This is a genomic window from Paenibacillus sp. FSL H8-0280, assembly GCF_045040665.1.
Lineage (GTDB): Bacteria > Bacillota > Bacilli > Paenibacillales > Paenibacillaceae > Paenibacillus > Paenibacillus xylanexedens_A.
On sequence record NZ_CP150296.1, the window covers coordinates 1,320,392 to 1,345,109 of the forward strand.

The 24,718-nt window shown below is 47.9% G+C and carries 16 protein-coding genes; 11 read left to right on the forward strand and 5 right to left on the reverse strand.

Features of this window, described 5'->3' with window-relative positions:
• Positions 1–157 precede the first annotated feature (157 nt).
• The 3 genes from MHI12_RS05835 (at position 158) to MHI12_RS05845 (ending at position 7,836) form a co-directional block, all read left to right on the forward strand.
• Positions 158–3,151, forward strand: coding sequence for a glycoside hydrolase family 9 protein (locus MHI12_RS05835; RefSeq protein WP_405172941.1), 2,994 nt, complete (start codon positions 158–160; stop codon positions 3,149–3,151).
• Between the two features lie 88 nt (positions 3,152–3,239).
• Positions 3,240–6,515, forward strand: a complete 3,276-nt coding sequence (locus MHI12_RS05840; RefSeq protein ID WP_405171833.1) for a glycoside hydrolase family 48 protein — start codon at positions 3,240–3,242, stop codon at positions 6,513–6,515.
• Positions 6,516–7,041: 526 nt separating this feature from the next.
• Positions 7,042–7,836, forward strand: a complete 795-nt coding sequence (locus MHI12_RS05845; RefSeq protein WP_047841902.1) for a C40 family peptidase — start codon at positions 7,042–7,044, stop codon at positions 7,834–7,836.
• A gap of 120 nt (positions 7,837–7,956) precedes the next feature.
• Here MHI12_RS05845 and MHI12_RS05850 read toward each other — a convergent pair whose 3' ends face one another.
• A complete protein-coding gene (locus tag MHI12_RS05850) occupies positions 7,957–8,862 on the reverse strand; it encodes a transcriptional regulator (protein ID WP_047844139.1) in 906 nt (301 codons plus the stop codon).
• A 182-nt stretch (positions 8,863–9,044) separates the two neighbouring features.
• Here MHI12_RS05850 and MHI12_RS05855 point away from each other — a divergent pair, with 182 nt between their 5' ends.
• Entirely contained in the window at positions 9,045–10,550 is a 1,506-nt protein-coding gene (locus tag MHI12_RS05855) for an alpha-N-arabinofuranosidase (protein ID WP_100526926.1), read from the forward strand.
• A gap of 529 nt (positions 10,551–11,079) precedes the next feature.
• Here MHI12_RS05855 and MHI12_RS05860 read toward each other — a convergent pair.
• Positions 11,080–11,832, reverse strand: coding sequence for an MBL fold metallo-hydrolase (locus MHI12_RS05860; protein WP_405171834.1), 753 nt, complete (start codon positions 11,830–11,832; stop codon positions 11,080–11,082).
• Positions 11,833–11,963: 131 nt separating this feature from the next.
• On the opposite strand from MHI12_RS05860, the gene MHI12_RS05865 reads away from it, so the two are divergent.
• Positions 11,964–12,395 carry an Lrp/AsnC family transcriptional regulator gene (locus tag MHI12_RS05865; protein ID WP_036611514.1) on the forward strand — a complete coding sequence of 144 codons (432 nt, stop codon included), beginning with the start codon at positions 11,964–11,966 and terminating at the stop codon, positions 12,393–12,395.
• 43 nt (positions 12,396–12,438) lie between these two features.
• Here MHI12_RS05865 and MHI12_RS05870 read toward each other — a convergent pair whose 3' ends face one another.
• The 3 genes from MHI12_RS05870 to MHI12_RS05880 form a co-directional block, all read right to left on the reverse strand.
• Entirely contained in the window at positions 12,439–12,930 is a 492-nt protein-coding gene (locus MHI12_RS05870; RefSeq protein WP_405171835.1) for a hypothetical protein, read from the reverse strand.
• 104 nt (positions 12,931–13,034) lie between these two features.
• Positions 13,035–14,852, reverse strand: coding sequence for an ABC transporter ATP-binding protein (locus MHI12_RS05875; protein WP_405171836.1), 1,818 nt, complete (start codon positions 14,850–14,852; stop codon positions 13,035–13,037).
• Positions 14,845–16,587 (reverse strand): ABC transporter ATP-binding protein, encoded by a 1,743-nt coding sequence (locus MHI12_RS05880; protein WP_405171837.1) that lies wholly within the window; start codon positions 16,585–16,587, stop codon positions 14,845–14,847. Before MHI12_RS05880 ends, MHI12_RS05875 begins: the two co-directional genes overlap by 8 nt.
• A 361-nt stretch (positions 16,588–16,948) precedes the next feature.
• Here MHI12_RS05880 and MHI12_RS05885 point away from each other — a divergent pair, with 361 nt between their 5' ends.
• The 6 genes from MHI12_RS05885 to MHI12_RS05910 all read left to right on the forward strand — a co-directional run bounded on the left by MHI12_RS05885 (position 16,949) and on the right by MHI12_RS05910 (position 24,711).
• Positions 16,949–17,872 (forward strand): S-layer homology domain-containing protein, encoded by a 924-nt coding sequence (locus MHI12_RS05885; RefSeq protein ID WP_076251348.1) that lies wholly within the window; start codon positions 16,949–16,951, stop codon positions 17,870–17,872.
• An 826-nt stretch (positions 17,873–18,698) separates the two neighbouring features.
• On the forward strand, positions 18,699–19,670 hold the full coding sequence (locus MHI12_RS05890) for a sugar ABC transporter permease (RefSeq protein ID WP_133386662.1): 972 nt from the start codon (positions 18,699–18,701) through the stop codon (positions 19,668–19,670).
• A gap of 15 nt (positions 19,671–19,685) precedes the next feature.
• Positions 19,686–20,594, forward strand: a complete 909-nt coding sequence (locus MHI12_RS05895) for a carbohydrate ABC transporter permease (protein ID WP_405171838.1) — start codon at positions 19,686–19,688, stop codon at positions 20,592–20,594.
• A gap of 41 nt (positions 20,595–20,635) precedes the next feature.
• Entirely contained in the window at positions 20,636–22,231 is a 1,596-nt protein-coding gene (locus tag MHI12_RS05900; protein ID WP_405171839.1) for an extracellular solute-binding protein, read from the forward strand.
• A gap of 107 nt (positions 22,232–22,338) precedes the next feature.
• Positions 22,339–23,625 carry an alpha-L-fucosidase gene (locus tag MHI12_RS05905; RefSeq protein WP_405171840.1) on the forward strand — a complete coding sequence of 429 codons (1,287 nt, stop codon included), beginning with the start codon at positions 22,339–22,341 and terminating at the stop codon, positions 23,623–23,625.
• Positions 23,626–23,688: 63 nt separating this feature from the next.
• Positions 23,689–24,711 (forward strand): carbohydrate-binding family 9-like protein, encoded by a 1,023-nt coding sequence (locus tag MHI12_RS05910; RefSeq protein WP_405171841.1) that lies wholly within the window; start codon positions 23,689–23,691, stop codon positions 24,709–24,711.
• The last annotated feature ends 7 nt before the right edge of the window (positions 24,712–24,718 follow it).

Here is a 24,718-nt window from a genome sequence, read left to right on the forward strand (position 1 = left end):
AAGTCACCAACGCTTATATAGTTGGTGAAACAAACGGCTATAATGGTAATTAATGGTGGAACTTACACTGAAATACACCGTGGGGAGGAGCGATATAAACTTGCAGTCCAGAGTAATGCATACGGAATATTGATGAAGAGGAGATGAATAGTTGAACATGAAGGGGAGCTGGTGGAGACGAGTCGCTATGATCGCGTTATCGGCAGGACTACTGGCAGGGAGTTTATCGATGGGCACAGGAATTCGTAAGGCGGATGCGGCCGCTAGAAATCAGAACTATGCTGAAGCACTGCAAAAGGCCATTTACTTCTATGAGGCACAGCGTTCGGGTCCGTTGCCAGCGAGTAACCGGGTCGAATGGCGTGGTAATTCAGGCATGCAGGATGGCGCTGATGTAGGCGTTGATCTGACCGGAGGATGGTATGATGCCGGAGATCACGTGAAATTTGGTTTTCCGATGGCTGCTTCCGCAACGATGCTCGCCTGGTCTGTCGTGGAATACAGCGACGGATATGAACAAGCCGGACAACTGGAGGAGATCAAGGATAATATCCGATGGGCGACCGACTATTTTATGAAAGCGCATACGAAACCAAATGAATTATGGGGACAAGTGGGGGCAGGCAATACCGACCATGCCTGGTGGGGTCCTGCAGAAGTCATGCAGATGAACCGTCCTTCGTTCAAGATAGATGCTTCATGCCCGGGCAGTGATCTGGCGGCAGAAACGGCTGCAGCGCTGGCAGCGTCATCGATTGTATTTGCAGATGATGATCCGGCATATTCGGCCAGATTGCTCCAACATGCGAAAGAGCTGTACAACTTCGCAGATACCTATCGGGGGGAATACACCGATTGTATCACTGATGCTGCAGCGTTTTATAATTCGTGGACAGGATACGAAGACGAGCTGGCATGGGGTGGCGCATGGCTTTATTTAGCTACTAATGATAGCGCTTACTTGTCCAAAGCCATTGCAGCTACGGACCGGTGGTCTTCTAGCGGAGGCTCAGCCAATTGGCCCTATACTTGGACACAAGGTTGGGACAGTAAACATTATGGTGCCCAGATCCTGCTTGCCCGAATTACGTCCAGTTTGAACATGCCGGAGGCGACAAGATTTATTCAGTCGACTGAGCGCAATCTGGATTATTGGACGGTTGGAGTCAATGGGACACGAGTCAAGTATACGCCAGGAGGTCTGGCGTGGCTGGATCAGTGGGGATCGCTCCGATATGCAGCGAATGCATCCTTTATTTCTTTTGTATACTCCGACTGGGTCAGTGATCCTGTGAAAAAGTCGAGATATCAGGATTTTGCTGTCTCACAGATGAATTATATTCTGGGCGATAATCCGCGTCAGAGCAGCTATGTGGTCGGATATGGGCAAAATGCACCTCAACATCCGCATCATCGGACTGCTCACGGTTCATGGCTGAATAACGAAGATATCCCGGCTAACCATCGCCACATTCTGTATGGTGCCATGGTCGGTGGTCCGGATGCATCGGATGGATATACCGATGATATCGGGGATTATGTGAGTAATGAGGTCGCAACCGATTACAATGCTGGTTTTACTGGCGCACTGGCAAAGATGAATTTGCTGTTTGGTCAGAATCATCAGCCCCTGGCGAACTTCCCTGCACCTGAGGTGAAGGGAGATGAGTTCTTTGTGGAGGTTGCCATCAAATCATCAGGTGCCAATTATACGGAAATCAGAGCACAGCTTAATAATCGTTCCGCTTGGCCTGCCCGAATGGGAAATCAACTGTCTTTTAAGTATTTCCTGGATTTGAGTGAAGTGTATGCTGCCGGACGTACGGTATCGGACGTGCAAGTGACAACCTCCTATACGGAAGGGGCGACGGTATCTCAACCAGTTGTGGTGAATGCAGCTCAGCATATCTATGCCATTACGGCGAACTTCGGTAATACCAAGATCTATCCAGGTGGGGAAGGAAATTATCGTAAAGAAGTACAGTTCCGCATTACAGGCCCACAGGGTGCATGGAATGCCAGCAATGATCATTCGTTCCAGACGCTGACCACAGGCACTCCTGTGACGAGCGTATACCTTCCAGTCTATGATGCAGGGGTGAAGGTGTATGGACAGGAGCCTGGTGTTACACCAGTCACGGTTCCAGGCGCACCTGCTGGCGTGCAGGCTGTAGCGGGAAGCAGTCAGGTTAACCTGACTTGGGCCGCTGTATCCGGGGCCGAATCGTATACGGTGAAGCGTTCCGAGGTGAGTGGAGGACCATATACAACTGTTGCGACAGGGGTTAATGGATTGACCTACACAAACACGGGATTGACCAACGGGAAGGCTTATTATTATGTAGTGACTGCTGTGAATTCAGCAGGGGAATCATCGGGTTCTGTGCAGGTGTCGGCTACCCCGCAAGCAGCTTCGACGGTGCCGGGAGCACTGACTTTAAGTGGGACAGCTGGTGATGCGCAGTCCGTCCTGACTTGGACAGCAGCCTCGGGCGCTACTAGCTATAAGGTACAACGTTCGGTGGCAGGCGGGACATATGCAGATGTGGCAACCGGATTGTCTGTGCTGACTTACACCGATACAACAGCACTGAATGGTACCACGTACAATTACCGGATTGCAGCCGTGAATGCGAACGGACAGACACTGTCCAATGTCCTGGCATTGACGCCTTCTGCACCTCCGGTGACGACCGGTACACTCGAAGTGCAGTACCGCAGCGGAGGGTCCGGGAATTCAAGTAATGCGGTGACTCCGCAGTTCAACGTGAAGAATACCGGAACACAGGCGATTGATCTCAGTACCGTGAAGATCCGATATTATTTCACCAAGGATGGTGCGGATCAAATGACCTTCTGGTGTGATTATGCCGAGATGGGCACGGCCAATGTTGAAGGTACATTTGTCGCAGTGAATCCGGCGAAGGGTACCGCAGATACGTATCTGGAGATTAGCTTCAAGTCCGGAGCAGGCAGTTTGGCCGCTGGAGCAGAGACCGGCGTGATTCAAGCACGCTTTTCCAAAAATAACTGGAGCAATTTCGATCTAAGTAATGATTATTCCTATGATGCTTCCAAGACGGCTTTTGCCGCATGGAACAAGGTGACGGGGTATCAGGGAAACAGCAAAGTATGGGGCTTGGAGCCGTAACTGGCTCAAGATCATAAGTCGAAGAGCAGCATGGGCAGACCAACAGCGTTTATATTCAATTTCCACTATTCCAGGGAGGTATATATTAATGTTGAAATCAGCTGCGAAAAAAAGTTTAACAGCCATGCTGGCGGGAACCGTCATGTTGACCGGATACACCGGACTCTGGGCAGGGCCGCAAACAGCACATGCCGCAGATCAGGCCATCGAGATTCAGGCAGACAGCATTAATGAAGCCCGTTTTTTGCAATTGTATGATCAGTTGAAAGATCCGGCGAACGGATATTTTTCTCCAGAGGGTCTACCGTATCATTCCATTGAGACCCTGCTCAGTGAGGCACCGGATTATGGTCATATGACGACGTCCGAGGCATACAGTTACTGGCTGTGGTTGGAAACCATGTATGGTCACTACACGGGAGATTGGTCCCAACTGGAAGCAGCTTGGGACAGTATGGAAAAATACATTATTCCGGTCAACGAAGGTGACGGCAAGGAAGAGCAGCCTACGATGAGCTCATACAACCCGAACAGCCCTGCTACGTATGCAGCGGAAAAACCTTTCCCTGATCAATATCCATCGCAACTTAATGGTCAATATGCAGCGGGTAAAGACCCGATTGATGCTGAACTTAAGGCGACCTATGGTAACAATCAGACCTATCTCATGCACTGGCTGGTCGATGTGGATGACTGGTATGGATATGGCAACCTGTTGAATCCATCACATACGGCTACTTATGTGAACACGTTCCAGCGTGGGGAGCAGGAGTCTGTGTGGGAAGCCATTCCGCATCCATCTCAGGATGATAAATCTTTTGGTAAGGCAAACGAAGGCTTCATGAGCTTGTTCACAAAGGAAACTCAGGTACCGTCAGCGCAATGGCGTTACACTAACGCCACGGATGCCGATGCGCGTGCTGTACAGGTGCTGTATTGGGCGAAGGAGATGGGATACAACAATCCGGAATATCTGGATAAAGCGAAGAAGATGGGGGACTATCTGCGCTATGGCATGTATGATAAATACTTCCAGAAAATTGGAAGTGCAAAGAGCGGTACACCAACTCCGGGTACAGGCAAGGATTCCAACATGTATCTCATGGCTTGGTATACGTCTTGGGGAGGTGGCTTGGGTCAAGGTGGGGATTGGGCTTGGCGCATTGGAGCGAGCCATACCCATCAGGCTTATCAAAACCCGGTTGCAGCGTATGCCTTGTCTGACCCGGCTGGCGGCTTGATACCGAAATCAGCAACAGCGAAGGCGGATTGGAATGCGACGCTGAAACGTCAGTTGGAATTCTACACTTGGCTACAATCCCATGAAGGAGCTATCGGCGGGGGAGCAACGAACAGTCTGGATGGTTCATACAAAGCCTATCCGGCAGGCGTAAGTACATTCTATGACATGGCTTATCAGGAGGCACCTGTATATCGTGATCCGGATTCCAACACCTGGTTTGGATTCCAGGCATGGCCGCTGGAGCGTGTAGCCGAGATGTACTATATTCTTGCGGAGAGCGGGGATTTGACCTCTGAGAACTTCCAGATGGCCAAGAAGGTAATCACGAAGTGGATCGACTGGAGTAAGGATTATGTATTTGTAGGTGAGCGTCCGGTGACGGATGCGCAAGGCTATTATCTGAATGCGGCTGGACAGCGCATTTTGGGTGGAACTAATGTTCAGGTAGCAACAACGCCGGCTCCGGGAGAGTTCTGGATTCCGGGTGGTCAGGAATGGCAGGGTCAACCGGACAAATGGAATGGATTCAGTTCGTTTACGGAAAATCCGAACTTCCGTGTAACGACCAAAGATCCAGTGCAGGATACAGGGGTTCTGGGAAGTTATGTTAAAGCTCTGACCTTCTTCGCAGCGGGAACTCAGGCAGAGAACGGCACACTTAGTGCGGAAGGCCAAGAAGCCAAGGATCTGGCTGAGGCTCTGTTGGATACAGCTTGGGATTACAATGATGGTGTGGGTATTGTTACGGAAGAAGAACGTAAAGACTACTTCCGCTTCTTTGCCAAAGAGATCTACATCCCGGCGAACTGGTCTGGAACCTTTGGTCAAGGCAATACGATTCCAGGTACAGCAGGTGTACCTTCAGATCCGGCAAAAGGTGGCAATGGCGTATACATTGGATACTCCGACTTGCGTCCGGCCATCAAGCAAGATCCGGCATGGGCATACCTTGATAATCTGTACAAAACGTCATATAACACAACCACGAAACAGTGGGAAAATGGTGCACCTACCTTTACGTATCACCGGTTCTGGTCACAGGTGGATATGGCTACAGCGTACGGCGAGTATGATCGTCTCCTCGGAGATTCGGATAGTCCGGAAGTGGAAGTACCCGCTGCTCCTGCTGGCGTAACAGCAACTGGAGGAAGTGAGCAAGTGGTTCTGAATTGGAACGCAGCCGCTGGTGCAGCCTCGTATACCGTGAAACGTGCAGAAGTGAATGGTGGTCCTTATACGTCTGTAGCGACAGGGGTCACAGGATCGACATTCACGGATACAGGCTTGACCAACGGCACAACGTATTATTATGTCATCACTGCGGTGAATGCCGTAGGTGAGTCTGCACCGTCGACACAGGCATCTGCAACACCACTCGCAGGTACCGTTGTGCCAGGCGTATTCAACCTCACTGGAACGGCTGGCGATGCCCAGGCGGTACTGACATGGACCGCATCAACTGGAGCTACGAGTTATAAGGTACAACGTTCGGTAGGCACCGGGGCATATGCTGATCTGGCAACAGGTTTGACCGCACTGACGTATACCGACGCTACAGCGGTGAATGGTACAGCTTATAATTATAGAGTCGTAGCCATTAATACAAGTGGTCAGACGAATTCAAATGTATTGGTGTTGACCCCATTGGCACCTCCAGTTACAACGGGAACACTTGAAGTACAATACCGTAATGGTAGTTCAGGGGCTTCGGTCAATGCGATTACTCCACAATTTAATGTGAAGAATACAGGTACAACTGCTGTGGACTTGAGCAAAGTGAAGGTCCGGTATTATTTCACCAAGGATAGTGCCGCTGATCTGAGTTTCTGGTGTGATTATGCGCAAATTGGCAGTGGTAACGTGGAAGGGCATTTTGTTTCGATAGATCCGGCGAAGGGCACGGCAGATACGTATCTGGAGATTGGATTCAAATCGGGTGCTGGCAGTTTGGCCGCGGGTGCCGAAACCGGAATCATCCAGGGACGTTTCTCGAAAAACAACTGGACGAATTTTGATCAAACGAATGATTATTCCTTTGATTCCACCCAATCGGCCTTCAGTGCCTGGACAAAAGTGACAGCTTATCAGGATGGCGCCAAGGTATGGGGAATTGAACCTTAAATGAGTTGATCGACCGATTGTAGAGTGATGTTACTCATCATACAGGTTAAGCCGGGGAGAAATCCCTGGCTTTTCTTTTTTTTATGGAGTGCAAAAATGAAATACAAAATAATCAAACGGACACTGCTGATAAATCGATCCGTATTGAGTCTGGAGGCAAAAATGTGAATTCGGTGAACGGTAATCGGCAAATGAATCATAGTAATGTTTACCAAATTTGCGATTTTAAACATTAAAATCTAGGTCATATGGCATATACCCTGAATGAGAAACGACCTAACTCTTTTATCGCGGTAAAATGAAGCATATCAAAAGTTACAATAATTTAACCTTTCAAAAAGAAGGGATCAGCAGTGAATTTTTCCAGCAGATTATGGACACACCCTGATACTTAGTGCTCAAGTTCGCCTATATCAATACAGGACTTTTGACTGATGAACGTTATGGATAGCCCGTTTACAATGGGGCAAGCCCGGGAGAACCAAGCCAGGTTAAAATTCTGTAACATCAGGGGGAACTCGACATCATGAACTGGAAAAAAACGATTATTACGGCAAGTGTCACAGCAACGATGCTGATGGGAAGTCTGACGACAGGAGCACTAACGGCACAGGTATCGGCAGCTGCTGTTAACAATTCACAAGTAAAAGTAATTTGGGGCGTAAACCTACGCACAACACCTTCTTCTTCTGCGAAGATTGTTCGCTTGGTCGCTAAAGGGGAAACGGTAACGGTGCTTCAGCAATCCGGTTCGGATTGGTATAAGATTAAGGATTCTGCTAACCGGACAGGCTACATATCTTCTTCATCCAAATACACACAAGCGATTAGTGGCGGCACAAGCGGATCGGGTTCGAATAGTGGTACATCGGTGACCGGCAATGCGTCTGTAGAAAAAGTGATTGCAGCGGGAATGAAATATTTGGGAACACCTTATGAGTTCGGAGCCAGTCGTAACAGCACAGCTACTTTTGACTGTTCCAGCTTTGTACGCCAGGCCTTCATTGATGCACTGGGCATCAAGCTTCCAGCGGATTCCCGCAAACAGGGAGACTATGTAAAAGCCAAGGGTACAGTTCAGACGAACTGGAAAAACCTGAAACGCGGTGATCTGATGTATTTCATGTCGTATAAAGGCAGCTCTGCATCATCGTATTCGGGCGTGAATAAATCTAGCGCAACCATTACGCACACAGGGATTTACCTGGGCAACGGCAAGGTATTACATACGTATTCCAACGCTGGCGGTGGTGTAACAACTAGTGATATCTCCGGCAAACACTGGGAGTATCGCTTCCTGTTTGGTGGCAGTGCGCTGTAGGTTGAAACAAGAACCTTCTTAAATAATCCACGCATGTTCATATGCATACAAAACACCTCCCATTCTGCCTTTGACAGGCGAGTGGGAGGTGTTTTGGTGTTATTTATTATTTTGAAGAACTCAATCGTGATAGTACAGCCGGAACAGGATATCCTGATTGTAGTTGCCGAATCCCTCACCATATAAGGTAAGACCGCCTACATGCTGAGCATCTTCCTCCACCGAAAGACGAAGAGTCCATTGGTTGCGTTCGACCGGGATATCTGCGAGTGTAATGTCGGATAGATGTTGTCCATCAATAAACGTACCCTCATTGGTAATTCGCAGTACCTTGAGCATGCCGTACTGATTGACACTGTCACTCCACCATTCCGGGGTGAACATGCCACGTCCGTTGCCTGAATCTCCAGGGCTTGTCCATTCCCCTAATCGGATGCCATTCAGCATGAATGTAATATCCGAGGGCCAATTCGGATTCACCGAAGGTGCTTCTGACCCGATCTCGAGGGACAATTCAATCGCATTGATCTGCTGTCCGGATAAGATATAGTTTGGAATTTTGTACTCCACAAATCCACGGCCAAACCATAGAATATGGGCATGCATCCGCTCGGGGTCAAGAAAATAACGAGGGTCATCATACTGACCGATAACATGATTGGACGTAGCCAGACCACATGTCGGATAAACGTCGAAGTGGGTGTAGTGTCCCACAGGGACGGAAACCTCATGGAGCTTGCGGGCTGTCCCGCTTTCTTGGGGCATGGAGATGCCAATCCAGTCTACAGCAAGGCTGTTCATTTTATGTGTGCCGCCGTCTTTGCGTATCATTTTGGACTGAATAATGCCCACATCCTGAAGTTTGCGGACATGCATGGTCACGATGGCACTACTCAGACCCAGTGAAGCAGCAAGGTCTTTCACATTCATCGGAGTCTCTGCAACAAGGCGGATGATCTGTAGACGGACTTCACTGGCAAGTGCTTCATATAGGGGTAGCCATTCGGCATCGGTATTTGCTCTGATCACAGTTGTTCCTCCATTTTATCTGTATAGAATTAAGTTAAACATAAATTCAGTAAAAAGAATAACATTTTGCAAAATTCAGGTTGAAATTAAGGCTATAATCGATTTTAATATAAATATGAACGTTGATCCATAGAATATCAATTAATTTTTATATTAATCTTAGGGAGTTGAAATTCATTATGGAAAAAGCAAAAATGACGGTAGATAAAGATTTTACTATTGGTGTAGTGGATAAGCGATTGTACGGATCATTTATTGAGCATCTGGGACGTGCAGTCTATGGCGGGATTTACGAGCCGGGGCATCCATCAGCGAATGAACAGGGTTTCCGCACGGATGTGCTGGAGATGGTCAAAGAGTTGAATGTACCGATTGTACGTTATCCTGGAGGCAATTTTGTATCCGGTTACAATTGGGAAGATTCGGTTGGACCTGTGTCAGAACGCAAACGTAGACTGGAACTGGCCTGGAGAACGATTGAGACCAATGAATTTGGCTTCAACGAATTCGTGGACTGGGCAAAACAGGCTAATTCTGAAGTGATGATGGCGGTCAATCTGGGAACACGGGGTACGGATGCAGCTCGCAACATTGTAGAGTACAGCAACCATCCGGAAGGTTCGTACTATAGTGATCTTCGCATCAAGCATGGATACAAGCAGCCACATGCGATCAAAACATGGTGTCTGGGCAACGAGATGGATGGTCCTTGGCAGATTGGTCACAAAACGGCAGATGAGTATGGACGGTTAGCAGTTGAAGCGGCAAAAGTCATGAAGTGGACGGACCCGACGATTGAGCTGGTAGCCTGCGGAAGTTCGAATCTGAATATGCCATCGTTCCCGGAATGGGAAGCAACGGTGCTGGATCATACGTATGATCACGTGGAGTATCTGTCCTTGCATCAATACTACGGCAATCAAGAGCAAGATACACCAACGTTCCTGGCACGCTCGCTTGAAATGGATCGTTTTATCGATACCGTGAAGGCGACTTGTGATTATATCAAAGCGAAGAAACGCAGCAAAAAGACGATGTATCTGTCCTTTGATGAGTGGAATGTATGGTATCACTCCAATGAAAATGATTCGAAGATGGACCCTTGGCAGATTGCTCCGCCACAGCTGGAGGATATCTACAATCATGAGGATGCACTGCTTGTTGGATGTATGTTGATCAGTATGCTCAAACATGCGGATCGGGTTAAAATGGCTTGTCTGGCACAACTCGTTAACGTGATTGCGCCGATCATGACAGATACCGGTGGTGGTTCATGGAGACAGACAATCTTCTATCCATTCATGCATACATCTCTCTTCGGACGTGGAACAGCATTGGTGCCATTGATCCAGTCTCCAAAATACGATACAAAACAAATCACGGATGTCCCTTATCTGGAAGCTATTGCGGTTCATAACGAAGAGCAGGGTGAAGTGACTGTATTTGCAGTCAACCGTCATCTGGAAGAATCCCTTCCGCTCGAAGTGGACCTGCGCAGCTTCGGGAAGTGTACCGTGATCGAGCATATCGTGCTGGAAAGTGATGATCTCAAAGCATCGAATACGGCAGCACAACCAAACCGCGTTGCTCCTCATAATCGCGGGGGTGCAGTTGTATCTGATACCCTGATTACGGCGAGCTTGGCAAAAGCATCATGGAACGTGATCCGTTTGAAAGTGCAGTAATGGATTAGCATAAAGGGATGGGACACGTTGGAGCGCAATGGCGGGGATGATGCCCGAGAAGGAAGCCAGCGGACAGCGGATCAGCGTGTTCCTTCAATCAAAAAAGCTGGGTGCGAGTTCATCGCATCCAGCTTTTTTTCGTTGTATTTTATAGGGAAAGGGAAGGCATGGGGGACATGAGTGATGATGTGGCAGACAAGATAGCATATGAGTTAGGTAATGGGGTGTGTTGAAATGAATTACATGGTCCTGCCATACGGATACGCGCTAACGAACCTGGGACACCTAATTGTGCCGACTATCATTATAGTAAAAATTTAACGAATCGGAGACACGTTATTCTGGCAAAATGATGGATAAATCTCGGTAAAAGCATGCCCAGAGCGGAAATAACATGTCTAGGATTCGTTAGGATATCAGATTAGCTGAAAACAGACTAATAACGTGTGCTGAGTTCGTTACAATCCACCCACCTGTGTAAAAAGGTTATTTCTCTTCCGCTTTGCTTCAGCGTAGCTTCCGCTTCAATTTAAAATTCAAAACTTTCACCGTCACGTGGGATGAGCACCTGACCATCCATCTGCTCGGATGCCAGATAAGTCGCAAGATCCGTACGAGACATCACACAATGGTTAATCGCATCCATGTGCACAGCGATGACATGAGCAGATGGCGCATGGCGCTTCACGGCGATAACGTCAGGTCCGTCCATCGTAATGGGATCACCCTCCACGAAGCGTGCACCTCCGGCATTCACGACAATGACTTCAGGCGTATATTGGCGGATGGCCTCAGCAGGTTCTTCACACCAGATTGTATCCCCCGCAATATAGGTGACAGGTTCTCCATCTGCTTCAAGTACGAAACCGGACACGTTGCCCATACGTTCACCGATTTCACCTGTGCCATGATGCCCGGATGTGCGGGCGAATCGGACAGAGTGATGCTCATGTTTTTCATCTACAGCTGTTACATTCGTGAATCCGGCACCCAGAAATACATTCTCGTCCCCAGGCTGGCAGATCAGGGGAATGTCTTTGCCAAGTTGTTTTGCCGCGGCTTCATCCCAGTGGTCCACATGGGTGTGTGTAACAATCAACAGATCCGGATTCAGATAATCCGTTTCGGTTTCGGGCAAACTCACTCTTGGATTACGTAGCTCATTCGGTGTGTTCGGGAATGCAGGCATGACTTCGGCGTCCATCAGCATCGGATCAACGAGAATGTTCAGCCCTCCGTATTCCAGCCACAGTGTAGCATTGCGAATCAATTGAATTTTCATTATATTTGCACTCCTTCGAGTTGTTTAATAGTATTACCCTATATGGTATACAACCCGTTTAACGGCGTACATAACATGATGAATGGAATTAGGCCACGCTAATTTCACCGTGAAAGGATTGCTGAAGCAAGATGAATGAAATGATAGATGACACGGATATACGTATTTTGCAGATTCTGATTCAGGATGCCAAACGTTCTCACAAAGAGATCGGTGAAGAGGTTCATCTCACGGGACAGGCCGTTGGTGCAAGAGTGCGCAAGCTGCAAGATCTGGGTGTGATTGAAGGGTATACGGTAAAATGGAACCCGGAACGCCTTGGCCTTGGTCTACAGGCCTTTGTTACAGTTTTCTTGAACTCCGGCGACAGACATGCCGCCTTTCGTACATTCATTGCTGAACGTGAGGACATCGTTGAAGTCCATCGCGTCAGTGGAGAAGGCTGTTATCTGATGAGAGTGCAGACTGGCACCACAGAGCAGCTTGGCCAACTGCTTGAAGCATTACTGCCCTACGGCAATTACAAAGTCAGCCTGTCCATAGGTGTAGAGAAATCACAGTGATGTGCGGGGAGCTTGTCCTCATCCATCCCGGTACTCAACGATCCTATTTCTGTTCCTGCAAAGTCTCCTGAAGCAAAGTCACAGCCTGGTTCAGCTCTTTTTTGCTCAGCAGATGATCTGTCTGAATATGAGACCGTGTGCCGTCCTTTAAGTACAGGACAAACATGGGAGAAGCGGACAGGAGCCACTTGCTGCGGGCAGGTGAGGCGAGTTCGACTTTGCGAATCTGGCTCCAAGCAATCTTACGTTTGCCCGTGCTTATCGCATCATCATCCCAGGATAACAACACGGCAGGGGTTTTGGTTAGTCGTGACACAAACATGAAGAACAGCGGTCCGATCAACCACATACCCAGCACGGCTGCAATGGAATAGTATATGGTCTCCAGTCTTTCGGCTTGTCCGTCCACGATGATCCATAATAAGCTCACGCACAAGAGAAGGAAAAGGAAGCATAAACTTCCCTTCCATAGAGCTGTGCTACGTTGGTAACGAATCTGCTGATGGTCACGCTTGGGTGTTTCGGGTTGTTGCATGGATGTTCCTCCTAATTAACAATGCTGATCGATATGCCAAACGTGCCGCCTGCATAAGCAGAGCGGCATGTTCAACGTTCTGTATTTACTATAACTCAGGTTCATTACCCTGATATAGCTGAATTTTTACCTGCATCACGCGCATGGGTGTACAAGTCTGCATATACACCGTTGGCTGCGATTAGTTCCTGGTGCGGTCCTTCCTCCACAATCTCCCCATTCTCCATCACCAGAATTCGATCGGCATGCATCACTGTGGACAGGCGATGAGCAATGACAATGGTGGTGCGTCCCTGGGATACCGATTCCAACGCCTGCTGAACAAGCTGTTCCGTGTGTGAGTCCAGATTGGCGGTTGCCTCATCCAGGATGAGTACTCGGGGCTGGAACACCACGATTCGGGCAAATGAAATCAACTGCCGCTCCCCAGCGGATAGTCCGCTTCCGCGTTCGGATAGATGTGTATCATATCCGTGAGGCAAACGTGAAATCATCGCATGTGCTCCGACAAACCGGCAGGCCTCAATCGCCTGCTCTCGCGTAATATCCTCACGAAACATCCTCACATTATCAATAATGGAACCGGAGAACAGGAAAGGTTCCTGTTGAATCAGACCCACGATCCGATGAAGCTTAGCCTGCGGTAGATGCCGAATATCAGTACCATCAATCTCGATACTGCCCTTGTCTACATCATAGAAGCGATTGAGCAGGGAGATCAGGGTGCTTTTTCCAGCGCCTGTTGTGCCTACAATACCTACCATTTCACCCGGATAGAGGTGCAGGTTCATCTGTTGGATCAAGGGCCGGTCTGCCCGATAACCAAACGACACATCGTTAAAATCAATCTGGCCCATCACATTTTGTGGTTCCAGCGAGGAGGCCATCACGGGTTTGGGATCGGCAACTTCAGGCCGTGTATTCAGAATGTTCCAGATGCGATCCATTGATACGGTCGTGGACTGGAATGTATTCCATTGCATCGTAATCTGGTTAATCGGTTGAAAGAACTGACGAATATAGCTGATAAACGCATATAATACCCCGACTTGCAGGGACTCACCCAGTACGGCGCGACCTCCAAGCCAGACCATCATGACCAGTGCCGCATTGCCAAGGATATCAAACGTTCGGTTGAAGATAACATTGGAGCGGGCTTGAGCAATGTTGGCTTTCAGGTGAAGTGCGTTCTGTTCCGAGAAACGTTTCTTCTGTTCTTCCTCTTGGTGAAAAGCCTGAATCAGAAACATACCGGACAGGTTCTCCGCCGTAAATGCGATCAGACGGGAAAGACGCGTACGGGCATTTTGATAAGCTTTTCGCAATCGACTACGGAATAATACCGCAACCACCGCAATGACAGGCAGAACGATCAGGGAGTATGTCGCCAGCACAGGATCAAGTTGGAACATAAAGACGATAATGAGCACCAGCATCATACCATCCCGAATCAGACTGAGCAGTACTTGAGTGAAAAAGCTGCTGATGGTCTCCGTATCACTGGATACGTTTGTGACCAGACTGCCGATATGAAAACGGTCAAAGAAGGACATGGACATCTTGGAGATATGCTTGAACAGGTCCTTTCTGATCCGGGATACAATGTTCTGACCCACATGCTGCAACAGATTATTCTGGATATAGGTAAAAATAAAACTGATGACAGCCAGCCCAAGAAAGATGGCTGCGAGCTGAACGAGAAAGCCCACACTGGTCTGGCCCACGGCCAGATGATCATCGATGGCGATCTTCACCAGATAGGGTTGCAGCAGATCTGCCGATATGCCAAGCAGTGAGCAGAAGAAGATACCGGCAAAAGCCCATTTATGCGGTTTGGCGTATGCCATCATCGCCTTAAACGAAGTTCGTTTACTCTGATCGGCCTCTGCATCTGGGTGAAGTTCAGCGTTAGTGTTAGACATGATGTAATCCCTCCTCCTGCAAACGGTAGGTGGCCGCATATAACCCCTTGGCAGCCATCAACTGCGCATGTGTTCCCTGTTCAGCGACTCGCCCTTCATCCAGAACGATAATATCGTCCGCATGACGGACCGCGCTGATGCGATGAGAGATGATTAATGTAGTCTTGCCCTTGCCGATCTCACGCAGGCTACGCAGAATACCACTCTCGGTGACAGCATCAACCGCGCTCATGCTGTCATCCAGAATAAGTAACTGTGCTTGTTTGATCAGTCCTCTTGCAAGACTGGTTCGCTGACGCTGTCCACCAGACAAGGTGAGTCCACGTTCGCCAAGCAGTGTATCAAAGCGATCAGGAAAACGGACAATATTATCATAGATCATGGCTTGCCGTGCACTATGTTCCACTGTATCCAGCGATACTTCCCGGTCGCTAAATGCGATGTTATCTCGGATGGTGGTACTAAACAGGAATCCATCCTGAGGGACATAGGCGATGCGTGATCTTAGACTTTCCAGCGACAACTGCCGAATATCGGTACCATTGATGCGAATCGTTCCTTCAGGTGGTTCATATGTACGCAGCAATAGCTTAACGAGGGTACTTTTACCTGAGCCGGTCTTGCCTACAATACCGACCGTTCGCCCGGCACGGATATTGAGTTGAATGTTTTGGAGAGCAGGAGATGAACTGCCAGGATAGGAGAAGGTTAGATTCTCCATGGTGATATCTTGTACGGTTTGGAGCGCTGTGGCTTCAGGAAGTTCACGTACATCTGCTACTTCGCTGAGTAGGTCATTCACCCGCTCCAATGATGCGCCTGAGCGCTGAACGGTATTAATAACATTGCCGATCTGTTGAAGCGGTCCCATAATCATGCGCAGATATAAGGTTAAGGCGACAAAACTCCCGAGTGTAATGGAATTCTGCATGGTCATAATACCTCCAACAAGCAGAGAAACGACCAATGAGATGGCTCCCAGCAGCGGGAGCAAGGCTTGAAACAACGAAGACAGACGAACGAGTCGAAGCTGTTTGCTCTTGATCTCATCGACGGTGGTTCCAAAGCGTGCACGAGCACTGTCTTCGATGGCAAACGTCTTGGTTACGCGAATGCCACCCAACTGTTCTTCTGCCGATTCCGTCATGGTTGCAAGAGCTTCCTGCACGTCGCGAGAGCGCTTGCGAATCCGCGGACCAAAAAACACGACCAGAAATGGAATCGCCAGCAAAGGGACAACACTGATTAGAATGAGCGTCAACGGAATCCCGCTAAGCAGCATCATGACAATGCAGGACAACAGCAGGAAGGTGGCGTTGGTCATGAGTGTCACACCATTGGATATCGCTTCACGTACGGAAGTCACGTCATTCATGACATAACTGAGCAGTTTTCCGTTCCCCTGTTTGGAGAAATAATGTTCGCTAAGTTCGGAAAACTTACTGAATATACGCTCACGCGTCATGAATTCGAAGCGTCGACCGAGCTTCATAATCATGAATTGCCCAGTACCGAACAGCAGATTATACCCGATGGCAATAGCCAGAAGGGACAGGCTGTACCTTACGACCGTCTGCACCTGAAGAGAGTTCTGCATCAACTGATCCGTGAAGCTGCCGAGTATGCGGGGCAGGGATGCTTGCCCGACATTGGAGGCAATAATCAGAAGAACAGCAACCAGATAAACAGGCCAGTTCGACACAACATAACCGCGAAGTAATCCTTTCTTGGACATAAGCGTTGTTCTCCTTTTGTTATAGGTGAAGTCAGTTCAGCAGGTGGAGTCAAGAAAAGGGCCGACACCTGTTATTAGCGCGTCGTGCCCTCTTACTGTATGCGATCCAGTTCGTTGTTTATCCGTCATCCGATAGATTTCTCTATTCTTATTTTTGCGCTAATCCGATGGGATGTCAACGAAGCCACTTAGCAAAAAGCAGGTGATTTAGATTATCGGCGTTGGAGAAGGGTTCTATGCAGTGTTCTCGTGTTGTATTCACCAGATGTCGAAATTACTGAAACATTTTCAACGGATACCCCGTCTGTAGGAATGAAGAGGTTGAAAATAGGCTTTACTAATCATATGGAGGTGCCAGGAAATGAAACATAAAAAAGGATTGGCTGCAACACTTGCGCTCTGCGTTTCTTTGACAGCAGGAGGTGCATCGGTATTTGCTTTCACAGATGTGAAGGATGAAGGTCAGAAGTCGGTTGTGGATTCATTGAAATCAAAAGGCATTGTTAACGGAGTAACAGCGGATCTGTTCCGTCCAGATCTTGCATTGTCCGAGCCACAGGGTGTTCAACTGATTGTGAATGCATTTGGTCTGAAAAATGAATTTGCGGAAGCATCCGCTCAGAATAAAATCAGTCCGGATACGTGGTATGCCGATGCGGTGCAGGCCGCTACTCAGAATGGACTGTCCATTCCGGTTGAAGTGAACCCGCAGGGCAAGATGACGCGTGAACTGTTTGTCATTTTGCTGAATGAAGGGATTAACACAACCGGGAATTATCCGGTCATCATGAAGTATAATCTTGTTAAGGACGAAAATAAAATCGGTAAGGACGCCATATCTGCAGTCCAGAACCTGCTGAACATGAACATCATTGAACTGGATAAGGACGGGAATTTCCGTCCAGATCAGTCGCTTACCCGTATGGAGGCTGCAAGCATGATCTTCAATGCACTTGAATTTGTGGATAAACACGGCAATGGTGGCTCGACAGAGCCAGCTCCAACCAATCCAGGTGAAGGCCAACAAGCGATTGTACCTGAAGTAACAACAACGAAGGTTGATGACAAAACAACCAAAGTTAAACTCAGTGCTGAAATGCCGCACCCTGGTTATGGATTGAAGATTGATGATGTGAAATTGGAGAAGGATGGACGCGCCATCGTGCTCTATTCCATTATTCAACCTGATCCAGACATGATGTATCCGATGGTTATCACCAATGTGACTGCAGAAACGGATATCCCAACAGGGTACACGGCAGAAGCTCAACCTTCTGGTAAGTAAATTCACTGCAAACCCTACAAACTGAACATGGTTAAAACGGATGTGTATCATCAAAACCACTCTCCATACATGTATGGAGAGTGGTTTTTTATTTGAGTTGAAACTGTACACAGGTTTTCATATGATCATTTATATTACATGTAGTGTAATTGATTATGTCATTTTTTATGAATTAAATGGATAGCTCCTTAGATTATAAAGCCAATTCGTGTTACTGAATCGGCTTTTTTTAATGGTCTTTTACCGAAATATCTACTGTTTTCAGATTCCACACCTTGTGCAAAAACTACATATACGGCTCCGTATTTCCAGTGTTTACAAGCGTTTATGCATCCTGTAGGCAAAGATAAAAACAACATATATACGAAAGAGGGAGGAGAAATATAGAATAAAGGCAAGCCATTACAGGCTTGTAGTGTGCGAGAGATATATGATAGATAATATTACAATGTATCACATCGGTAAAACCTTGAAACCTGCAAACCTTAGAATTCAGTATGATGGCTGTAGACATCAATACCGTGTCCCATGCGTATATGTGGGTTTTGACTTTAAGGTCTGTTTTCTAACCTAAGTTCGGATCTGACATCTTTCAGGTTCATGTGATGAAACTCTCAATGACAACTACAGGAGGGAAATAGGTCAAATTCTACATGTTTTAAAACCCCGAAATGACAATGACAAGCTGGCAACAAAAGTGCAAACCCCTGTTGTAACAGTATATTCCGTGATTTTAGAAGTGAAGATTGAAATGGCATATTTACGGATTAGGAAATGAACCATAAACTCGGTATGTAAGCGTTACCAAAAAAGGAGGAAACAACTGATGCAACCAGATGGGAAGTCCGCCTTGTCGCAAAACTTATCGGTATACACGAATCCGAGCAGTAAGAAAAATAAATTATGGAGAAGGACGATTCGGAACTGGGAGTTGTATCTGTTTATTGCACCAGCCTTTCTATACTTTCTGATATTCCATTATGGTCCGATGTACGGCATACAAATTGCATTTAAAAATTTCATCCCAACGCTTGGTGTCACAGGAAGCCCATGGGTCGGATTCGATCATTTTATCCGTTTCTTCAATTCGTATTATTTTTGGGATTTACTATGGAATACCCTTAGCATCAGCTTGTATGAGCTGGCTATAGGTTTTCCACTGCCGATTATTCTGGCGTTAGCGTTCAATGAAGTGAAGGATTCCTTCTTCAAGCGTACTGTGCAGACCGTCACGTATGCACCGCATTTCATTTCGGTTGTTGTGATGTCGGGGATGATCATTACCTTTTTATCACCCTCGTCAGGCATGATTGTCAATTTGGTACAGGCCCTTGGATTTCAGTCACCTCAATTCCTGACGGACCCTGCGTGGTTCAAAACAGTGTATGTACTGTCAGGAGTCTGGCAAAGTGCAGGCTGGGGCACCATTATATACCTTGCCGCTCTATCGGGTGTGGACCCGCAACTGCATGAAGCGGCTGTGGTGGATGGTGCGAGCCGGTTTAAACGGATTTTGCATATTAACATTCCAGCGATCATCCCTACGATCACCATCTTGTTAATTCTGAATATGGGCAGTATTCTGGGCGTCGGATTCGAGAAAATCCTGCTGCTGCAAAATCCGCTGAACATGGGCTCGTCCGATGTCATCTCAACATTTGTCTATCGGTCCGGTCTGGTCGATGCGCAGTACAGTTTCTCTACGGCGGTGGGATTGTTCAACTCCGTAGTGAATGCGATTCTGCTTATTACCGTGAATCAGATTGCACGCCGCACCAGTGAAAACAGCCTGTGGTAAAAGGAGGGAATACACATGTCATCCGCTGTGAAAGAAAGCAGAAGTGATAAATTGTTCTTATTGTGTAATTACATCTATCTGACGGTAGCGCTCGTCATTGTGCTGTATCCGCTGTTATACATCATCAGTGCTTCAATCAGTGATCCCAAATATGTAGCCTCCGGTGAGATGTGGCTACTGCCAAAAGGGATTACGTTTGAAGGTTACGCCCGGGTGTTTGAGAACACCAACATCTGGATTGGGTACAAAAATACGATCATCTATACCGTTGTAGGTACCAACGTTAACCTGATTGTTACACTACCCGCAGCCTATGCGCTCAGCCGCTCGGACTTTGTGGGACGTGGATTCTTCATGGCGATGTTTATGGTAACGATGTTCTTCGGCGGAGGGCTTGTCCCAAGTTACCTGCTGGTTAAGGATCTTGGTATGGTGAACAGCATGTGGGCACTTATTCTGCCTGGAGCTGCATCCATCTGGAATATTATCGTATGCCGGACGTTCTTCCAATCGACCATCCCCAAGGAGTTACAGGAAGCGGCGCATATTGATGGGTGTACCAACACCCGGTTGTTCATCAAGATTGTGCTCCCGCTTTCGATGCCAATCATTGCAGTGATGGCGCTCTTCTATGGAGTCGGACACTGGAACAGCTATTTTAGTGCCATGATCTATCTGAATGATTCCTCCAAGTACCCGCTACAGCTCTTTCTGCGCCAGATTCTGGTGCTTCAGGAAATGGCGGCACAGGGGGGAGGCGCTATCGATACGTCTTCAGCAACGGCGATGAATACCAAAGCGGAGATCGCTGCACTGGTCAAATATGCTGTCATCATTGTTGCCACCCTACCAGTCATTGCGGTGTATCCATTCCTCCAGCGTTACTTTGTACAGGGTGTTATGATCGGTTCCGTTAAGGGATGATCTTAATCCATATACCACATTAAACAAGGGGAGTTGTTGTTATGAAAAAGCTTCGCAAGGCTTCATCCATTACACTCTGTCTCACCTTATTCGCAACATTGCTTGCAGCTTGTGGTTCAACCAATGAAGACGGAAGCACGACCTCCAAAGTAGAGGGGGTCAAAAAAGAAGGTTTCCCCATTGTAGACAAAACGCTAACGTTAAAGGTCATGTCCCAGGATGCGGGCGTAGCCGACTGGAGCACGATGCCTGTGCTGCAAGAAATGGAGAAACTGTCGGGCATCAAGCTGGAATACCAGCTCTCACCAATCGACAGCTTTGAAACGAAGAAAAATCTGGTTTTCGCGAGTGGAGACTTGCCGGATATGTTCTATGCTGCGGACCTCAAGCCAGCCGAACAGGTGACTTATGGCAGCCAGGGCATCCTGATCCCGTTGGAAAAATACATTGACGAAGGTTACGCCCCAAATATCAAAAAGATTCTCGATGAGAACCCGGATGTCCGTAAATCATTTACAACACCTGATGGGCATATGTATGCACTCCCATTCATTGATAAAGCGGCCGTGTGGTATAGAGGCCCAATGTGGTACAACGGGGAATTCTTGAAGGCACTTAACGTAGAAGAGCCCAAGACTACGGAAGAATTGTATACGTATCTCAAGCGTGTAAAAGAAGAAGATCCTAATGGCAATGGCCAGCAAGATGAAATTCCGCTTACTTCTGTAAAACTGGATGATCTTCGCATGTTTTTCTTCGGCTTCTGGGGAATGTACAACGAAGGCATCTATTCCGATAAGGACGGTAAGGTTCACTATCCTTATCAAGAAGAAGGTTACAAAGGTTATCTTACATTCATGAACCGCTTGTGGAAGGAAGACTTGCTGGATCACGAGACCTTTTCTCAAACAGGCGATCAGAAAAAAGCTAAAGGTGAAAGCAACAAACTTGCACTGTTCAACGATTACCATCCATACTTCACACTCGGCGGTGAACCTGGCACGGATCATCCGCTGATGACACCCGTGAAGAGTGAGGTGGCAGACTCTCCGGTATACGGCAAGCATCCGGGCATGTCGGCTCGCGGTACCTTTGCTATTACCAGCAGCAACCCGTCACCCGAGGCGACGATGCGATGGATCGATTACTTATACAGCTATGACGGTGCGACACTGTTTAATCAAGGTCCGGAAGGTGTGCTGTGGAAATTCAAAGACAAGGAAAATCACGTGAAAGAGTGGCTTCCCGTTCCTGGTGGCGGTGATCGTGAGGAATACCGGGGTAAAATCACGCCGAACTTCGGTATCTTGACACCGGGTATTAATGATCCGGATGTAGCGAAGGGTCTTCGCACCGAATTTGATGAGTGGATTGACCAGCAAAATCAAGAGAAGTTGGTACCTATCGGAAAAGCACCATTTCCTAACGTTTATTTGACGAATGAAGAGCAAAGCGAAGCAACCGCTCTATTGTCTGACCTGGATACGTACGTTAAACAGATGGAAGCGAAGTTTGTGACCGGCCAGGAACCACTTGAGAACTGGGATAAGTACATTGCACAGATGAAGAAAATGGGCAGTGACCGTATCATCGAACTGTATCAGGGGGCATATGACCGCTGGAATTCCGGGCAATAAAGCCTATCGAGGTACATCCCATGCAGAAAGACAGTAGTTAGCTTCAATAATGTTAGCTGCATTAAATTTTTTGCATATAAGAATTCTCGGGGGAGGTGTGAACCGTTATGCAGAAATGGTTTGAAGAAGCCAAACTGGGTATATTCATCCACTATGGCATCTATGCGGTGGACGGGGTTGCGGAATCCTGGTCCTTCTATAATGGCAGGATATCCTATGAAGAATATATGAAACAGTTGGATGGTTTTACGGCATCGGAATTCAATGCGGAGAAGTGGGCGGACCTGATTGAGAAGTCTGGTGCCCGGTATGCCGTATTGACAACGAAGCATCATGATGGCGTTGCTCTATGGGATACGCAATATAGCGATCTCAATGTTGTCAAACAGACACCAGCGAATCGTGACATTGTGAAGGAATATGCGCAAGCGATCCGGGAAAAGGGCATTCATCTGGGGATGTATTACTCGCTGATTGATTGGTCACACCCGGATTATCCTTGCGTGTATGAAGGTGGAAAAGTACCGGAGGATCTCAGTAGTGTCAACCGGCATTCAAGTCCTGTGGACGGTGTTCAGGATCAGGCAAAGTGGCAGAAGTTCCTGCAATTTAATAACCATCAACTGGGAGAGATTTTAACAAATTACGGAAAGGTGGATCTGCTATGGTTTGATGGGGACTGGGAACGGAGCGCCCAACAGTGGAATCTGCCGGAGTTCAAGCATTATCTGCAATCTTTTAACCCGGATATCATCATCAACTCCCGCCTTCAAGGTTATGGGGATTACAAAACGCCTGAGCAAGGCATTCCGATTACAAGACCGGAGGGACCCTGGGAATTCTGCACCACGATCAACACATCATGGGGTTATGTGCCAACAGATCATAAATACAAATCGTTAAATCAGATCATTCGAATGTTCTGTGACTGCATTTCGATGGGCGGTAATATGTTACTGGATATCGGTCCGCATGAAGATGGCACCATCGATCAGAGGCAGGAGGATATTCTGCTTGGACTGGGAGCTTGGATCCGAACCCATGAAGAGGCCGTCTTTGGTACGGGTGAAGGCATTATGCCTCGCTATTATCTGGGGGGAAGCACCGTATCCGAGGATCGAAAGACGCTGTACCTATTCGTGTATGACGATCCAAAAGAGAATGTGTGCATCAAAGGTCTCTGCAATCCGATCAAGAAGATTACCGTGCTGCATTCGGGCAAAGAGCTTAATCATGAGATTCATGGGGGCGTGCCTTGGTTCAATATCCCGGGGACAACGTGGATCAAGATGACCCCGGAGGACACGCATGAACAGGTGACCGTTCTTAAGCTCGAATTCGATGAGCAGCTGGAAATGTACGGCGGCTCTGGAGCCGTTGTCACCCATAACTAACCATTACGGGGAGGGCGTGTGCTGGTAGATGCATGCCCTCCCTTACGAATTGGAGAGAGCGACATGAACAGGAGTGGAGTGCCAGAACCCAGGATTGAGTATGCTCCCAAACATTATATATGCAAGCGTGCGCAGGAACCGCTGGTGTTAGATGGGCGTGTGGATAAGCCATTTTGGGATGCGGCCCCTTGGACAGATGATTTCGTTGATATCGAAGGGGATCTTCGTCCGAAGCCCGGGAAACAGACACGGGTCAAAATGCTGTGGGATGACGACTATTTCTATTTTGCTGCCGAGCTGATTGAAGATCAGATATGGGCTACGTTGACCGAGCGTGATTCCGTTATTTTCTATGACAATGACTTTGAGATTTTTATCGATCCTGACGGGGATTCCCATCAATATTATGAGTTCGAGATCAATGCGCTCAATACGGTATGGGACCTGTTATTAGTGAAGCCGTATCGGGATGGTGGGCCTCCGGTTAACGGTTGGGATATCAGCGGTCTCAAGACGGCCGTATATATCGATGGGGAACTGAACAGACCTGGTGCAGAGAACCGGAAATGGAGCGTGGAAGTCGCGATTCCCTGGACCAGTCTAAAGGAATGCGCCGAAGGAAACCGTCCACCTGCGCCGGGTGAATTCTGGCGTGTCAACTTCTCGCGTGTGGAGTGGCAGACAGAGGTGCAGGACGGTGAGTACCGCAAGGTGCTGAATCCAGATACGGGTAAACCTTATCCGGAGGACAACTGGGTGTGGTCACCTATGGGCATCATCAACATGCATTATCCAGAGTTGTGGGGTTATGTTGTATTCTCGGATGACGGAACGGATCAGTCATTTGAGTTGCCTGAAGACGAACGAATCAAATGGGAGTTTCGCAAGCTTTATTACCGTGAACGTAATTATTATGAAAAGCATGGTGAATTTACCCAAGATATGAAGTTGCTTATGGGTGAGGAATCGTGGAGCTGTGAGCCTGTAATTGAAACGACTCGTAGCCTTTTCCAGATTACTGCGCCGTCTTCGGACGGAACGGCCTTGATCTGTATTCGGGAAGACGGAAAGCTGTGGAAGGAGTGAGAACGCA

Bases quoted from the DNA above. Each gene is read 5' to 3' on its own strand.
- MHI12_RS05875 (WP_405171836.1), bottom strand. From the start codon at position 14,852: ATGTCTAACACTAACGCTGAACTTCACCCAGATGCAGAGGCCGATCAG.
- MHI12_RS05880 (WP_405171837.1), bottom strand. From the start codon at position 16,587: ATGTCCAAGAAAGGATTACTTCGCGGTTATGTTGTGTCGAACTGGCCT.
- MHI12_RS05905 (WP_405171840.1), top strand. From the start codon at position 22,339: ATGCAGAAATGGTTTGAAGAAGCCAAACTGGGTATATTCATCCACTAT.
- MHI12_RS05860 (WP_405171834.1), bottom strand. From the start codon at position 11,832: ATGAAAATTCAATTGATTCGCAATGCTACACTGTGGCTGGAATACGGA.
- MHI12_RS05840 (WP_405171833.1), top strand. From the start codon at position 3,240: ATGTTGAAATCAGCTGCGAAAAAAAGTTTAACAGCCATGCTGGCGGGA.
- MHI12_RS05900 (WP_405171839.1), top strand. From the start codon at position 20,636: ATGAAAAAGCTTCGCAAGGCTTCATCCATTACACTCTGTCTCACCTTA.
- MHI12_RS05855 (WP_100526926.1), top strand. From the start codon at position 9,045: ATGGAAAAAGCAAAAATGACGGTAGATAAAGATTTTACTATTGGTGTA.
- MHI12_RS05845 (WP_047841902.1), top strand. From the start codon at position 7,042: ATGAACTGGAAAAAAACGATTATTACGGCAAGTGTCACAGCAACGATG.
- MHI12_RS05865 (WP_036611514.1), top strand. From the start codon at position 11,964: ATGAATGAAATGATAGATGACACGGATATACGTATTTTGCAGATTCTG.
- MHI12_RS05870 (WP_405171835.1), bottom strand. From the start codon at position 12,930: ATGCAACAACCCGAAACACCCAAGCGTGACCATCAGCAGATTCGTTAC.
- MHI12_RS05885 (WP_076251348.1), top strand. From the start codon at position 16,949: ATGAAACATAAAAAAGGATTGGCTGCAACACTTGCGCTCTGCGTTTCT.
- MHI12_RS05895 (WP_405171838.1), top strand. From the start codon at position 19,686: ATGTCATCCGCTGTGAAAGAAAGCAGAAGTGATAAATTGTTCTTATTG.
- MHI12_RS05835 (WP_405172941.1), top strand. From the start codon at position 158: ATGAAGGGGAGCTGGTGGAGACGAGTCGCTATGATCGCGTTATCGGCA.
- MHI12_RS05890 (WP_133386662.1), top strand. From the start codon at position 18,699: ATGCAACCAGATGGGAAGTCCGCCTTGTCGCAAAACTTATCGGTATAC.
- MHI12_RS05910 (WP_405171841.1), top strand. From the start codon at position 23,689: ATGAACAGGAGTGGAGTGCCAGAACCCAGGATTGAGTATGCTCCCAAA.